12 protein-coding genes, 1 tRNA gene and 1 pseudogene are annotated in these 14,842 nt (G+C 57.5%); 7 read left to right on the top strand and 7 right to left on the bottom strand.

All coding sequences use genetic code 11. The features are described 5' to 3' along the window. Positions 1–190 precede the first annotated feature (190 nt). The 4 genes from ACWXTG_RS06540 to glyA all read right to left on the bottom strand — a co-directional run bounded on the left by ACWXTG_RS06540 (position 191) and on the right by glyA (position 4,964). Positions 191–991, bottom strand: coding sequence for a TatD family hydrolase (locus ACWXTG_RS06540; protein WP_480221114.1), 801 nt, complete (start codon positions 989–991; stop codon positions 191–193). 11 nt (positions 992–1,002) lie between these two features. Next, positions 1,003–2,127, bottom strand: coding sequence for a bifunctional diaminohydroxyphosphoribosylaminopyrimidine deaminase/5-amino-6-(5-phosphoribosylamino)uracil reductase RibD (ribD, locus tag ACWXTG_RS06545; RefSeq protein ID WP_480221115.1), 1,125 nt, complete (start codon positions 2,125–2,127; stop codon positions 1,003–1,005). A gap of 944 nt (positions 2,128–3,071) precedes the next feature. Next, the gene (nrdR, locus tag ACWXTG_RS06550; RefSeq protein WP_230341323.1) at positions 3,072–3,518 is read right to left on the bottom strand and encodes a transcriptional regulator NrdR; all 447 of its coding nucleotides are present in this window, start codon (positions 3,516–3,518) and stop codon (positions 3,072–3,074) included. A 198-nt stretch (positions 3,519–3,716) separates the two neighbouring features. Continuing rightward, complete coding sequence (glyA, locus tag ACWXTG_RS06555) at positions 3,717–4,964, bottom strand: serine hydroxymethyltransferase (RefSeq protein WP_480221116.1); 1,248 nt, start codon at positions 4,962–4,964, stop codon at positions 3,717–3,719. 350 nt (positions 4,965–5,314) lie between these two features. Between glyA and ACWXTG_RS06560 the strand changes: the two genes are divergently transcribed. The 5 genes from ACWXTG_RS06560 to ACWXTG_RS06580 all read left to right on the top strand — a co-directional run bounded on the left by ACWXTG_RS06560 (position 5,315) and on the right by ACWXTG_RS06580 (position 10,069). Then, on the top strand, positions 5,315–6,838 hold the full coding sequence (locus tag ACWXTG_RS06560) for a fumarate hydratase (protein ID WP_480221117.1): 1,524 nt from the start codon (positions 5,315–5,317) through the stop codon (positions 6,836–6,838). Between the two features lie 13 nt (positions 6,839–6,851). Next, the gene (locus tag ACWXTG_RS06565) at positions 6,852–7,919 is read left to right on the top strand and encodes an NADH:flavin oxidoreductase/NADH oxidase (protein ID WP_407996924.1); all 1,068 of its coding nucleotides are present in this window, start codon (positions 6,852–6,854) and stop codon (positions 7,917–7,919) included. A gap of 61 nt (positions 7,920–7,980) precedes the next feature. Then, on the top strand, positions 7,981–8,175 hold the full coding sequence (gene iscX, locus ACWXTG_RS06570; RefSeq protein WP_480221217.1) for a Fe-S cluster assembly protein IscX: 195 nt from the start codon (positions 7,981–7,983) through the stop codon (positions 8,173–8,175). 41 nt (positions 8,176–8,216) lie between these two features. Next, complete coding sequence (locus ACWXTG_RS06575) at positions 8,217–9,590, top strand: phosphomannomutase/phosphoglucomutase (RefSeq protein ID WP_480221118.1); 1,374 nt, start codon at positions 8,217–8,219, stop codon at positions 9,588–9,590. A 2-nt stretch (positions 9,591–9,592) separates the two neighbouring features. Continuing rightward, entirely contained in the window at positions 9,593–10,069 is a 477-nt protein-coding gene (locus ACWXTG_RS06580) for a retropepsin-like aspartic protease family protein (RefSeq protein WP_407996922.1), read from the top strand. A 151-nt stretch (positions 10,070–10,220) separates the two neighbouring features. On the opposite strand, the gene ACWXTG_RS06585 is transcribed toward ACWXTG_RS06580, so the two are convergent. Then, entirely contained in the window at positions 10,221–11,852 is a 1,632-nt protein-coding gene (locus tag ACWXTG_RS06585; protein ID WP_480221119.1) for an alpha-D-glucose phosphate-specific phosphoglucomutase, read from the bottom strand. A gap of 116 nt (positions 11,853–11,968) precedes the next feature. Here ACWXTG_RS06585 and ACWXTG_RS06590 point away from each other — a divergent pair. Beyond that, positions 11,969–12,044: transfer RNA gene (locus ACWXTG_RS06590), tRNA-Lys, on the top strand. A 157-nt stretch (positions 12,045–12,201) separates the two neighbouring features. On the opposite strand, the gene ACWXTG_RS06595 is transcribed toward ACWXTG_RS06590, so the two are convergent. Then, positions 12,202–12,561, bottom strand: a complete 360-nt coding sequence (locus tag ACWXTG_RS06595; RefSeq protein ID WP_309566506.1) for a hypothetical protein — start codon at positions 12,559–12,561, stop codon at positions 12,202–12,204. A gap of 372 nt (positions 12,562–12,933) precedes the next feature. Here ACWXTG_RS06595 and ACWXTG_RS06600 point away from each other — a divergent pair. Beyond that, positions 12,934–14,073 (top strand): annotated as a pseudogene (locus ACWXTG_RS06600) (IS3 family transposase). A gap of 147 nt (positions 14,074–14,220) precedes the next feature. Here ACWXTG_RS06600 and ACWXTG_RS06605 read toward each other — a convergent pair. Further along, on the bottom strand, positions 14,221–14,727 hold the full coding sequence (locus ACWXTG_RS06605) for a Crp/Fnr family transcriptional regulator (RefSeq protein ID WP_309566507.1): 507 nt from the start codon (positions 14,725–14,727) through the stop codon (positions 14,221–14,223). Positions 14,728–14,842 lie beyond the last annotated feature (115 nt).

Here is a 14,842-nt window from a genome sequence, read left to right on the forward strand (position 1 = left end):
GCCTATTGGCTATCTGCTGAGCTATCCACAAATTCTGTGGATAATTTTGTGGATAGCTGTGACTTAAAAGTGTAACTTCCCAATCCATAATGGTTTTTTTTAATCGCCCAAAAAATGAACTTATTTATTAATCATTTAAAATCAATAACTTATTGTAAGCCATTGGATTGTTAACATTTTTTAACAGGCTTTAAAGTATCACTTGAGGTGGTGTGTATAAATTCGCCAGCCTGGGCAAAATGTCAAGTGCATTTTGAGTGGTTTTTTTCATGATCGATTCGACATCTTTACGCCTGATTTCCGCGAGCACCTGGGCAATCCGCACAAGCTGATCCGGCTGGTTGCGTCCATGATGACCCAGCCATGAGGGAGGAATGTCCGGCGCATCGGTTTCCAGCACGATGGTTTCCAGCGGCAACGCCTGCGCCAAGTGGCGTATCTTGAGCGCGCGCTCATAGGTCATGGCGCCACCGAACCCCAGCTTGAAGCCCAGCTTGATGAATTCCTGCGCCTGCTGCAGGCTGCCGTTGAACGCATGGGCAATGCCCCGCACCTTGAACCGCCGCACCTGCTTCAATACCTGGTCCACAGATCGCCTGACATGCAGCAGCACCGGCAGGTCGTATTCCCGCGCCAGCTTGAGCTGTTCGACGAAGTAAAACTCCTGGCGCTCGCGATCGTAATGTTCGACGAAGAAATCCAGGCCGATTTCCCCCACAGCCACCATATGGTCGCGGTTGCGCGCGATTTCCCCTGCCAGGATTTCCAGGTCTTGCGGTTGCGACTGGTCGACGAATAAAGGATGTATGCCCAGCGCCATGGCACAGCCCGGGTAATGCGCTGCAAGCTCCTGCACCGCGGCGAAATTGCTGCGCACGACCGCAGGCACCACGATGATGCCAACTCCCGCCTGCAAAGCAGCCTGCACCATCTCCGCACGGTCATGGTCGAACTCGGGTGCATCAAGGTGGCAGTGGGTATCGATCAGCATCAGCCCCGCCGTCACTTCACAGGCTTGGCGCGCACGAACCAGTCTGCACCCACCTGGCGCAAATCCAGCGTTTGCAATTGAATTTTCTGCTGCATGTCCTGCAACGCAGGCATGGCGAACATATCGCGTGCCTCTGCGCCCAGCAGCACTGGTGCGTAATACAGCAGCAACTCGTCAACCAGGCCGGCATGCAGCAGGCCGCCATTCAACACCGCGCCCGCCTCCACCATCACTTCATTGATCTGCCGCTGGGCCAGCGCTTGCAACAGGCCCTCGAGGTCTACCTGCCCTGCCTGGCCAGGTAGAGCTACCAATTCGGCACCAGCATCACGCAAGGCCTTTTCCTGTGCAGGCAGGCTTGCCGCATGGGCGACCAGCACCCGGCCGACCGACAGTGTCGCGGCAAAAGGCGGAATGCGTAATTGGCTATCGACGATCACGCGCCAGGGCTGGACGCCATGCCGCGCCTGCAGAAGCCCCTCGTCCCGCACGGTTAGCAGCGGATCGTCAGCAAGCACGGTGCCGACGCCTGTGAGTATCGCGCAGGATTGCGCCCGCCATTGCTGTACATGCAGGCGGGCCGAAGGCCCGGTGATCCATTTGCTCTGCCCGTTGCTCAGGCCGGTCTTGCCATCCAGGCTGGCGGCGATCTTGCTGCGCACCCAGGGGCGTTGCCTGGTCATGCGCGAAATGAACCCCACATTCAATGCCCTGGCTTCATGTTCGAGCAAACCGGAAGCAACCTCGATGCCATGTTCGGCCAGCCGCCGCAGCCCGTTGCCCGACACCACCGGATTAGGGTCCTGCATGGCGGCGACTACACGCCTGACGCCCGCCTTGACCAAGGCATCGGCACACGGCGGCGTACGCCCAAAATGACTGCACGGCTCCAGGGTAACGTAGGCATCGGCGCCTGCCGCCTGCTCCCCGGCCATCCTCAAGGCATGCACCTCCGCATGCGGCTCCCCCGCCCTGAGATGCGCGCCATGCCCGACCACCTTGCTATCCTTAACGATCACGCAGCCGACGCGCGGGTTGGGACTGGTACCGTACAAACCACGCATCGCCTCGCGCAAGGCAAGATTCATATAGTGATGGTCGCTAGCGGAAAATTCCGGGGAAATAAGGGTATTCATGCTGCCATGATAAGTGCTGGCAAGGGCGGGAGACAAGCACAGAGCAGCAGTGCACGCAGCCCTTAATATCAAACATCAACAGCGGGCCTGCCCGCCACAAACCCAAGGGCGAGCGTAGCGAAGCCAAGTTGCTTTTGATTTTGGTTTCCCCGTCTGGCTGCGCCGAGTAGCGGAAATCTGGCTGGAAAAAGCGCTTGCGTCTGTTTGAGCGCAGCGAGTTCAGCAAGCGCCCAGACAGATTGAGCAACGCAGGGGACCGGGAGCGCAGCGCCCGTGCAGACTCCGGGGTCGCCTTTTGTTTGGTTCCTTTATTTTGGCGAAGCAAAATAAAGGAACTCGCTGGCAAGCGAAAGGCAATGGGTCAATCACCTGCGATAGTGGTCAAGACCATGGTTGCTTAACTTACTATCCAAGCTCCAACCCTCAAACCTAATCAAACTCAACGGTTTTTAGTTCGCATCCATGCGGTGATTGCGAGAGGATGGCTTTCGCCTCGCCGGGCGAGTATCTTTCTTTTGTTTCGCCAAAAGAAAGATACGAAAGAAAAGGCGACCCGATTGTCTGCGTCCCTACACTGCGTTCCGGGCAACCTGCGTTGCTCGCTTTTAATGGGGACTGGCTGAACTCGCTGCGCTCAGACAGACGCCAGTCCTTAATCCATTAAAAGCTGCGCTACTCGGCGCAGCCAGACGGGAGGAAAAGCCAACACTTGGCATCGCTGTGCTCGCCCTCAATTGTGTGTGCCTTCATCTCCTTCTTTTGGTCACTTTCCTTTAGCGAAGCAAAGAAAAGCGACTCGCCCGGCAGGACGAAAACCATCTTCCCGTCAAATCACAATCAAGGGCGCCCCTACTTCTCTAACTATCAATACAAAAAAGCACCGCTCCAAATCACTGGAAGCGGTGCTTTTCAATCAGGCTGCTGGCTCGTCGCCAGTCCTGCAATCAATCCAGGTCGCGGATGACGTCGCTGAAATCATCCACATCCTGGAAGCTGCGGTAAACCGAAGCGAAGCGGATATAAGCCACCTTGTCGATGGCTTTCAATTCCTGCATGACGATTTCGCCAAGGTCGCGCGCAATGATCTCGCGCTCCCCCTTGGCGAGGATTTTCTGCACGATATGCTCGAGCGCCCTGTCCACATATTCGGTCGGCACCGGGCGCTTGTGCAATGCGCGCGTGAAGGACAGGCGCAATTTATCCCGGTTGAATTCCTCGCGGTTGCCGTTCTGCTTCACCACCTGCGGCAGGTGCAGCTCCGCCGTTTCGTAGGTGGTGAAACGCTTGTCGCAGGCATTGCAGCGGCGGCGGCGGCGAATGGAGTCCCCTTCCTCGTTGACACGGGAATCGATCACCTGCGTATCGTCGGCACCGCAAAACGGACATTTCATCGAGTAATTCTGCCCCGCAATTCTTACAATTTAAAGAAGAAAACCTACTTAACTACAAGGCACGCACTGTATGGATAATAATGCTTAAGTGCGGCTAACAGAGCTCAGCGTAGCGGTCCTGGCTAGGCGCTCTGCTGCGGGCAGTACGTTAGTACGGCAAGGCAGAGCAACAACGCCAGGGGAGCTCTGTTAGTCGCACTAAGCGCCGTATACCGGGAAGCGCGAAGTCAAGGCATGCACCTTGGCCTTGGTCGCGGCAATCACGGATTCGTCAGTCGGGTTATCCAAGATATCGGCAATCAGGTTGGCCACTTCGGCGGCTTCCGCTTCCTTGAAGCCGCGCGTGGTGATCGCTGGCGATCCGATGCGTATGCCGGAAGTGACGAACGGGCTTTCCGGGTCGTTCGGAATTGCGTTCTTGTTCACGGTGATATGCGCCTGGCCGAGGTAGGCATCGGCCGCCTTGCCGGTCAGCCCCTTGGGACGCAGGTCGACCAGGAACACGTGCGACTGCGTGCCACCGGAGATGATACGCAAGCCGCGCGAAGCCAGGGTCTTGGCCATGGTGTCGGCGTTCTTCAACACCTGCTCCTGGTAAGCCTTGAATTCTGGCTGCGCCGCTTCGAGGAAGGCGACCGCCTTGCCTGCGATCACGTGCATGAGCGGACCGCCCTGCAGGCTTGGGAACACGCTGGAATTGAGCGACTTCTCGAACTCGGCCTTGGCCATGATTAGACCGCCACGCGGGCCGCGCAAGGTCTTGTGCGTTGTGGAGGTGACAAAGTCGGCATGCGGCACGGGGTTGGGATAAACGCCAGCCGCGATCAAGCCGGCATAGTGCGCCATATCGACCATGAAATAGGCGCCAACCTTCTTGGCGATTTCGGCCATGCGCGCCCAGTCGAAACGCAACGCGTAAGCGGAAGCGCCGCCGATCAGCAGCTTGGGCTTGCACTCCAGGGCAATGCGTTCCATTTCGTCGTAGTCGATCTCTTCCTTGGCATTCAGGCCGTAAGGCACGATGTTGAACAGTTTGCCGGACAGGTTGGCCGGGGAGCCGTGCGTCAAGTGGCCGCCGTGGCCCAGGTTCATCCCCATCACGGTGTCACCGGGCTTGAGAATGGAGAAGTACACGGCCTGGTTGGCCTGGGAGCCGGAGTGCGGCTGCACGTTGGCATATTCGGCGCCGAACAGCTTCTTCAGGCGGTCGATCGCCAATTGCTCGACGCCGTCAACGAATTCACAGCCGCCATAGAAGCGCTTGCCCGGGTAGCCTTCCGCATACTTGTTGGTCAGCTGCGAACCCTGCGCCTGCATCACGGCAGGACTGGTGTAGTTCTCGGAGGCGATCAGTTCGATGTGTTCGTCCTGGCGGTGGCGCTCGGCTTCCACATATTTCCACAGATCGGGATCAACAACGCTCAGGTTTTTGGCCGTGCTAAACATGTTCTATATCTCGGGGATGAAAATGAATAGGCGGGATTTTAACATGTTCGCTGCACAACAGCTTTGAAACAGATTCACAGCCAATGAAAATGATTCATTGCCTGCCTGCAGCCAATTGCAGCCACCACCTGCGCCAATACAGCCGGGCCGCTCCGCGTTGAAATTCATATATCATTGAAATATATAGATATTACCAATTGGCACATCGATTGCTACGATCATCTTGAGATGCATCCCCATCTCATCACACACTCTCTCCGCCGGCAACCTCTTCGTCTGATGTTGCTGGCGGCCTTTTCTCCCCGGTCAGGTATAATCCCTCCTTAATATTCCATCTCTAATTCCGCATCATGGCCGTCATCCGCCAAGAAGATTTCATCGACAGCATCCACCAGGCATTGCAATACATTGCCTGCTACCATTCGCCGGACTTCCTCGCGGCCATGCACGATGCATGGCAACGCGAGCCTTCCCCGGCCGCGCGCGATGCCATCGGCCAAATCCTCATCAACTCCTATCTCTGCGCGCAAGGGCAACGCCCGCTTTGCCAGGATACCGGCATCGTCGTGGCCTTTGTTTCCGTCGGCATGAACGTGCAATGGCAGGCCGGCATGAGCCTGCAGGAGATGGTGGACGAAGGCGTGCGCCGCGCCTATCTCGACCCGGATAACCGCCTGCGCGCCTCCATCGTGCGCGACCCGGCGAGCAAGCGCCTCAATACCCGGGACAACACGCCGTCCGTCGTGCATGTCGAGATGGTGCCCGGCGACACGGTCGACATCCATATCGCCGCCAAGGGCGGCGGCTCGGAAAACAAATCCAAGCTCGCCATGCTGGAACCTTCCGATGACATCGTGGAATGGGTGCTGCAGGCGGTTCCCGGCATGGGCGCCGGCTGGTGTCCGCCCGGCGTGCTCGGCATCGGCATCGGCGGCACCGCAGAAAAAGCCGTGCTGCTCGCCAAGCAGTCCCTGTTCGCCTCCATCGACATCCAGGCATTGAAGGCGCGCGGGCCGCAGACCCGCGCGGAGGAACTGCGCCTGGAGATATATGAGAAGGTCAACCGGCTCGGCATCGGCGCCCAAGGCCTGGGCGGGCTCACCACCGTGCTGGACGTGAAGATACTCGAAGCCCCGACGCATGCGACTTCGTTGCCGGTCGCCATCATCCCCAATTGCGCCGCCACGCGCCATGTGCACTTTACGCTGGACGGCAGCGGCCCTGCCCGGCTGCCTGTCCCCAGGCTCGAAGACTGGCCGCAGATTGCGCTGGACGCCAGCACGCCCATGCGCCGCGTCAACCTGGATACGCTGACGCCGGACGACATCACGCAATGGCAGCCGGGAGAGAAACTGCTGCTCTCGGGCAAGTTGCTTACCGGCCGCGATGCCGCCCACAAGCGCATCGTCGACCTGATCGCGCGGGGCGAACCCATGCCGGAAGGCCTGGATTTCACCAACCGCTTCATTTACTACGTCGGCCCGGTCGACCCGGTGGGAGACGAAATCATCGGTCCGGCGGGCCCTACCACCGCCACGCGCATGGACCGCTTCACGGAAACCATGCTGACCAAGACCGGCCTGCTCGGCATGATAGGCAAGGCCGAACGCGGCGAAGCCACCGTGCAGGCGATCAAGCGGCATCAATCGGTCTACCTGATCGCCATCGGCGGCGCGGCCTACCTGATCTCGCAAGCCATCAAGGCGTCACGCGTCGTCGCCTTCGCCGACCTGGGCATGGAAGCCGTCTATGAATTCACGGTGGAGGATATGCCGGTGACCGTGGCCGTGGACAGCCTGGGGCACTCGGTGCATGACTCCGGCCCTGCCGAATGGCGCCCCCGGATTGCCGACATCCCCATTTTCAGCGAATAGACAGGATTCACGCATGGCCAAGCTATTTACCCCGATCCGCTTCCGCGAGACTGAAATCAAGAACCGTATCTTTGTCTCCCCCATGTGCCAGTACTCTGCCGAGGCAGGCATTGCCAACCATTGGCACCTGGTTCACCTGGGCGGCCTGGCCGTGGGCGGCGCCGGCCTGGTCATTGTCGAAGCTACAGCGGTCTCACCCGAAGGCCGCATCACCCCTTCCTGCCTGGGGCTGTGGTCCGAGGCGCACACCCAGGCGTTCAAGCCGATCGTGGAATTCATCAAGCAGCAAGGGGCCGTCCCCGCGATCCAGATAGCCCATGCCGGACGCAAGGCATCCTGCGACGTGCCCTGGCGCGACGGCAAATTCCTGAGCCTGGAACAAGGCGGCTGGCAGACCGTGGCGCCCTCCGCCATTCCCGTCACGCCGGAGCATGGCACGCCCCTCGCCCTCGACCGCGAGGAAATCCAGCAAGTCGCAGGCCAATTCCATGCGGCCGCCCAGCGCGCGCTGGATGCAGGCTTTGAGGTGCTGGAATTGCATTGCGCCCACGGCTATCTATTGCACGAGTTCCTTTCACCCCTGTCGAACCGACGCGAGGACGAATACGGCGGCAGCCTGGAAAACCGCTGCCGCCTGGCGCTCGACATCGCGCGCGATCTGCGCACATTGTGGCCGCAGGACAAGCCTGTCTTCGTGCGTATTTCCGCGACCGACTGGGTGGAAGGCGGATGGGACATCGAGCAATCGATACAGTTTGCCAAATGGCTCAAGGACATCGGCATCGACCTGATAGACTGCTCCAGCGGCGGCCTGCTCCTGGACGCCAAGATCCCTGCCGGGCCCGGCTACCAGACCGAGTTCGCGCAACGTATCCGCCATGAGGCAGGTATTGCCAGCGGCGCGGTCGGGCTGATCACTTCCGCCATCCAGGCCGAGCATATCCTCGTTTCAGGCCAAGCCGACGTGATCATGCTCGCGCGCAAGCTGCTGAGCGACCCGCACTGGCCGCTGCATGCAGCAAAGGAGTTGCGCACCGATGTCACATGGCCGGAGCAATATGTACGTGCCAAGCACATTTAAAGCGACTCTTAATTTTCATAGTTGCCGGATAATATAAGCAACTGATTGAAAGGAAAACATGATGAAATGGACTGATAGCCAGCGCATTGCTGAAGAACTCTTTGATAAACATCCTGATGTCGACCCCAAGCTCATCCGCTTCACTGATCTTTACGATTGGATATTGGCGCTGGATGATTTCGATGACGATCCGGAGAAATGCGGAGAACGCATCCTGGAAGCTATCCAGCTTGCCTGGATAGAAGAAGCGGAATAACCCCGAATTCACAGCATTTCAGCATCAATCAAGGGAGCACCATGACAGCACCAAAAGAAATCTTCAAGGCTTACGATATCCGCGGCATCGTCGGCAAGACCCTCACGCCGGAAACCGTGGAAGCCATCGGCCATGCGATCGGCAGCGAAGCTGCGCTGCGCGGCCAGAAAACCATCTGCATCGGCTACGACGGCCGCCTTTCAGGTCCCGAGCTTGCCGCAGCGCTTTCGCGCGGCATCCGCAAAAGCGGCCTGGACGTCATCAACCTCGGGCTGGTGGCAACTCCCATGGTGTATTTCGCCGCCTACCACCTGAATACCGGCTCCGGCGTCATGGTCACCGGCAGCCACAACCCGCCGGAATACAACGGCCTGAAAATGGTGGTGGCCGGCGAGACCTTGTCCGGCGAGACCATTCAACGGCTGCGCGCCCGCATCGACAACAACGACTTCACGCACGGCAACGGCACGGAAAGCAGCCACGACATCGCCCCTGCGTACATCGACCGTATCGCCTCCGACATCAAGCTCAAGCGCCCGCTCAAGCTCACCGTGGATTGCGGCAACGGCGTGCCCGGTGCGTTTGCGGGCAAACTTTACCGCGCGCTCGGCTGCGAAGTGGAGGAATTGTTCTGCGAAGTCGACGGTCATTTCCCCAACCATCATCCCGACCCCTCCGTACCGGAAAACCTCAAGGACCTGATCGAGAACCTGCTCACCGGCCAGTCCGAAATCGGTTTCGCCTTCGACGGCGACGGCGACCGCCTGGGCGTGGTCACCAAGGATGGCAGCATCATCTACCCGGACCGCCAGCTGCTGCTGTTTGCCGAGGACGTGCTCAAGCGCAACCCCCAGGCCACCATCATTTACGACGTGAAATCCACCCGCAACCTCGCCCCCTGGATCAAGCAGCGCGGCGGCGAGCCGCTGATGTGGAAAACCGGTCATTCATTGGTCAAGGCCAAGATGAAGGAAACCGGCGCTGTGCTGGCAGGCGAGATGAGCGGCCACATATTCTTCAAGGAACGCTGGTACGGCTTCGACGACGGCTTGTATTCCGGCGCACGCCTGCTGGAAATCCTCAGCCAGTTCGACGACCCGTCCGCCGTGCTCAATGCGTTGCCGGACAGCGTCAGCACGCCGGAGCAGCACATCAATATGAAGGAAGGCGAGCCGCACCAACTCATCAGCCAGCTGCAGGCCAGCGCCAAGTTCGAAGGCGCCAAAGAAGTCATCACCATCGACGGCCTGCGCGTGGAATACAGCGATGGCTTTGGCCTGATGCGCCCTTCCAATACCACGCCGGTGATCGTCCTACGCTTCGAGGCCGACAACGCGGAAGCGCTCAAGCGCATCCAGGACCAGTTCCGCAGCGTCATTCTCGCTGCCGCGCCTGACGCCAAACTGCCGTTCTGAGCATGAGCGGCGCGCGTCTGCTTTGGCTGGCGGTCTGGCTTGCACTGGCCAGCGGGCTTTACTTCCTGGCGGATCGCGCCCTCAACCCGAACCGCATCGGCATCCTGGGCGATGCGCCCAGCGTCACACTGCAGCGCGGGCTTGACGGGCATTACCGCGCCGAGGCGCTCATCAACGGCGTCATGGTCAATGTGCTGGTGGACACCGGCGCCACCGGCGTTGCCATCTCGCAACGCACTGCGGAGCGCCTGCAGCTGCAAAGCAACCAGGCGATCCGCACCTCCACCGCCAACGGCGATACCGTCGCCTACATGACCCGGCTGCAATCCGTACAGCTAGGCGGCGTCAAGGCGCACAATGTCGCGGCGGTGATCGCCCCCGGGCTGGATGGCGACGTGCTGCTGGGAATGTCGTTCCTGGCGCGCATGGACGTGCGCCTGTTCCAGGGCAAGATGACGATCACACAGGTTGAGGAATAGGCGGATTGCGCCGCCTGTTACCGAGGCAAGGCAGGAAATAGCGAGACGGGAATTCTTCCAAGCCGTTTTCAAGCAGATAATAGTACAGCAGCAACGCCAACATTTCCCTGCGCCACTGCCGTACATCGGGCCACAGTAAAGGAATGCACCATCAAGTAATGACAGTAGGCTGCTCGCGTCCGCTACGCTGTTTCAGCTCGGAGATTTGCTGGGCAATGGCGATCAATTCCGCCAAGGCATCCTGCGCATCCTCGTCATGCTTGGCAGTATCCGGCTCGAAAGACTCGAGATAGATGCGCAGCGTTGCGCCGGCGGTGCCTGTTCCCGAAAGGCGGAACACAATACGCGAACCATCCTCGAACAAGATGCGTATCCCTTGCTTCTGGCTCACGCTGCCGTCGACAGGATCGGTATAGCTGAAGTCGTCGCATGTCTTGACGGTATAGCGGCCCAACACCTGCCCGGGCAACGAGGCAAACTGGGCACGGACATGCTCGATCAAGCCGTTGGCGGCATCGCTGGGCAGCTCCTCGTAATCATGGCGCGAATAGACATTGCGGCCGAACCTGGCCCAATGGCGCTTGACGATGGTTTCCACAGGCTGGCGCTTGATCGCCAGGATATTGAGCCAGAACAATACCGCCCACAGACCGTCTTTTTCGCGCACATGGTCCGATCCGGTGCCGAAGCTCTCCTCGCCGCACAATGTCACCCTGCCCGCATCCATCAGGTTGCCGAAGAATTTCCAGCCGGTCGGTGTCTCGAAACATGGGATATCCAGCTCCTGCGCCACACGGTCCACCGCCGCGCTGGTCGGCATGGAGCGTGCGACCCCGGCAATCCCTTGCGCATAGCCCGGCGCCAGCCGCGCATTGGCGGCAAGCAATGCCAGGCTATCCGAAGGCGTCACGAAGAAACGCTTGCCCAGGATCATGTTGCGGTCCCCGTCGCCGTCCGACGCCGCGCCGAAATCCGGCGCGTCGTCCCCATACATGATCTCGACCAGGTCACGCGCATAGGTAAGATTGGGATCGGGGTGGCCGCCGCCAAAATCAGGGAGAGGCTCGGCATTCATCACAGCATCCGGTGGAGCGCCGAGCCGGTCGACCAAAATGGCACGCGCATAGGGCCCAGTCACCGCATGCATCGCATCAAAACGCAAACGGAAGCCGCTGGCCAGCAGCTGGCGGATGGCATCGAAGTCGAACAATGTCGCCATCAAGTCAACATAATCGCTGACGGAATCGATGACCTCTACCTTCATTCCCGCCAACTCGGTTTCCCCCACAACATCCAGCGCCACATCCGGCGCATCCACGATCTTGTACTGGATCAGCTCCTTGCTGCGCGCAAAAATAGCTTCCGTCACTTTTTCCGATGCTGGCCCGCCATTGGCCGAATTGAACTTGATGCCAAAATCGCCCTGGGGTCCGCCGGGGTTATGGCTGGCCGACAGAATGATGCCGCCGAACGTCTTATGCTTGCGGATCACGCAGGATGCTGCCGGCGTGGACAAGATGCCGTTCCTGCCGACCAATACGCGCCCTATTCCGTTGGCAGCAGCCATTTTGAGGATAACCTGTATTGCTTCGACGTTATAGAAACGCCCGTCCCCTCCAATAACCAATGACGCCCCGACAGGCGCCTCGATCGCGTCGAAAACGCTTTGTACGAAATTTTCAAGATAATGCGGCTGCTGAAAAACCGTGACTCGCTTGCGTAACCCGGATGTTCCCGGCCTTTGGTCGCTGAACGGTTGAGTGGTAATGATATGAATTGCCATGCAATATACTTTCGGGGGGTTGTTAAGATTGAATGCAGCAGCTAACTTACTCGATTAACTTCTCACTTTCAAGTTGACATAGGCTCGAAACCCAAGCATAATCTCGTTCCTCGATTGGGGCATTAGCTCAGTTGGTAGAGCAGCGGACTCTTAATCCGTTTGTCGTAGGTTCGACCCCTACATGCCCCACCAGTCAGATCAAAGGGTTAGCAATTACGCTAACCCTTTTGTGTTTTCGCTTCCCAGTTACTTTCCGTAAACGCTGCCAAAATTGGCGAGCTATCCAGCATCCTTAAAACAATAATTGAATCAACTCACTCTCGAGCTTGACCCAGGTTGCAAGCATCGATCATCGGCTTGAACCCGATATGTTGCCTAAGGGCAGTTGGGCTTGGTCTTTTGAATTAGCAAATCTCTTGCCAATATGCTGACGGTCTTTCAACCTGAAAATGGTGATGCATATCTCGGGAACAGCCATGACAAACACCACGCCACAGGATGTAGCTTTGAAATACCTGCCCTTGAAACCGTCTAGCATCAATGCAATATCGCGTGCCCTGGCGAATTCTCGTATTTGGCGCTTGACCTTGCTCTTCTTGCCAAGCACTTTAGCTTCCAGATAAAGGGAAAATATATCTACGCCCTTGAAATTCTTCTCAATGACATACTTGGCATTATGGGTTAGTACGAATGCATCGCCATTGGACATGTCAGCCTTCCTCCTGCATTGACTTATCGCGCACAATCAATATTTACTATTAATACATATTATTTACTATATTAAATAGAAATTTATTTGACAAATTTATTCTCTTGTAATACCGAGAAGATATCGCCTCCGCGCTTGGATGGATCGATTTGCCGGAATCCCTGGTAGAAGTAGAAAAGCCAATGACATCGTGTGAAGCCTGCTTTTGCTATGCAGGCCTGGGGAAAGATTGATACTTGCAGCCATCGCGAAAACTGCCAATTTGACTAGCAAGCGAATCTTGATAATAGCGCCCAGGGTTGATGGCGCCATTGAATCGCCCCGGAACCAGTAGACGCTCCGAAGCCTTAAACTTAGGCAAAAGGAGAAGTCATGAGCAGCAAGCGTTACCCGGAAGAGTTCAAGATTGAAGCGGTCAAACAGGTCACGGATCGTGGTCATCCCGCCTCAGAAGTGGCGAGTCGATTGGGCGTGACGTTGCCGACCCTGTACGAGTGGCTGAAGCGTTACAGCGTGCCCGAGGTTGAGCGTAGCGAGTTGCAAGGCCAGGCGGCAGAAATTCGCCGACTCAAGGCCGAACTGAAGCGGGTCAGCGAGGAGCGCGACATCCTAAAAAAGGCCGCAGCGTACTTTGCCAAAGAGTCCCGGTAAGGTACTCAATCCCATGAAACGCAGTATCCGGTGCGCCGGCTCTGCCACATGATGGCCGTTCATCCCAGCGGCTATTACGCTTGGAAGGCCGAACCCGTGTTGCCTCGTCAGCAGGATGATCAACGACTGCTGGGGCTGATCAAGCAATCCTGGTTGGAGAGCGGTGGCGTCTATGGTTATCGCAAGATTGCACATGACCTGCGCGATCTGGGCGAGCGCTGCGGCAAACATCGGGTTTATCGTTTGATGAGGCAGGAAGGGCTGCGGGCACAGGTGGGCTACCGTCGTCGGGCCGGTCGCTACGGCAAGCCCGCGGTCGTGGCTGAGAATCAGCTGGAGCAGAAATTCGATGTCGAAGCGCCCAATCAGGTTTGGGTGACAGACATCACCTATATCCGAACCAACGAAGGCTGGTTGTATCTGGCCGTGGTACTGGACCTGTTCTCGCGTCAGGTCATCGGATGGTCGATGCGCTCGCGGATCGATAGCGAACTGGCAATCAATGCCTTGCTGATGGCGGTCTGGCGGCGAAATCCCACGGCGCCCGTGATCGTCCATTCGGACCAGGGATGCCAGTACAGCAGCCACAACTGGCAAGCCTTTCTGAAAGCCCATGGCCTGGTGGCCAGCATGAGCCGACGGGGAAATTGCTATGACAACGCTGTCGCTGAGAGTTTCTTCCAGCTACTCAAACGGGAGCGAATCCGCCGCAAAACCTATCTCGACCGCGAGGAAGCTCGCCGGGATGTCTTCAACTACATCGAGATATTTTATAACCCGAAACGTCGCCATGGTTATGCAAACGACGTTTCTCCGGTAGAGTTCGAAAATCAGTATTTCAACCGGCTACAGAGTGTCTAGAAAAACCGGGGCGATTCACATGCGTGGGTGAAGCCTTACTATTTTTGCCGGACATAAAAAAATCCCGCATAGCGGGATTTCAGTGGCTTTATTCTTCGGCGCACCGTTCAACACCAGCGGCCTAGTCCTTACATTGACATTCGCCGGTCAGACCAGCTCGCCCAACGTTTTCGGAAGAAACCTGTCGGAGGTCTCGCGGAACCTCGCCGTGAGCAATTGCAGCAATCTTACCAGCACCTTGTTGCCCAGCTTGGGCATATTGGCCAGCAATTGATAGAGCGCTTCCCTGGTCAGCACCGCAAAGTCCGTGGGCAAGCTGGCGACGCAGCTGGCTGAACGCGGCATGCCGTCGATCATGGACATTTCGCCGATAATCGCGCCGGCGCCCACCTGGGCAATCGTCTGGATGCCTTTATTCGGAATGTCCTTGATGACATTGACTTCGCCCGTGAGGATCAGGAGCAGGTAATCGCCCGTATCGCCTTCGGTCAGCAATTGACAGTCTCTGGGCGCAGCATAGCATTGCATGTAAGAGCATAAATAACGCACTTCTTCATCGGTGAAATCGCCAAACAGCTTGATTGTATTGACGATTTCTAGGATTTCTTCGACGTATTTATCGGCTCCGCCCAGATGCACCAAATCAGGATACATGTAATTTTTGCCCTTAGATTTAAAGGAATGTATTAATTACCCATAAAATATTTATGGAAATTAATAGATAAATGCTCTCAAAAATTCTCATACTCAAGCTATTTGCGTCATAATA

It is taken from the genome of Methylobacillus sp. DLP286 (assembly GCF_056636515.1).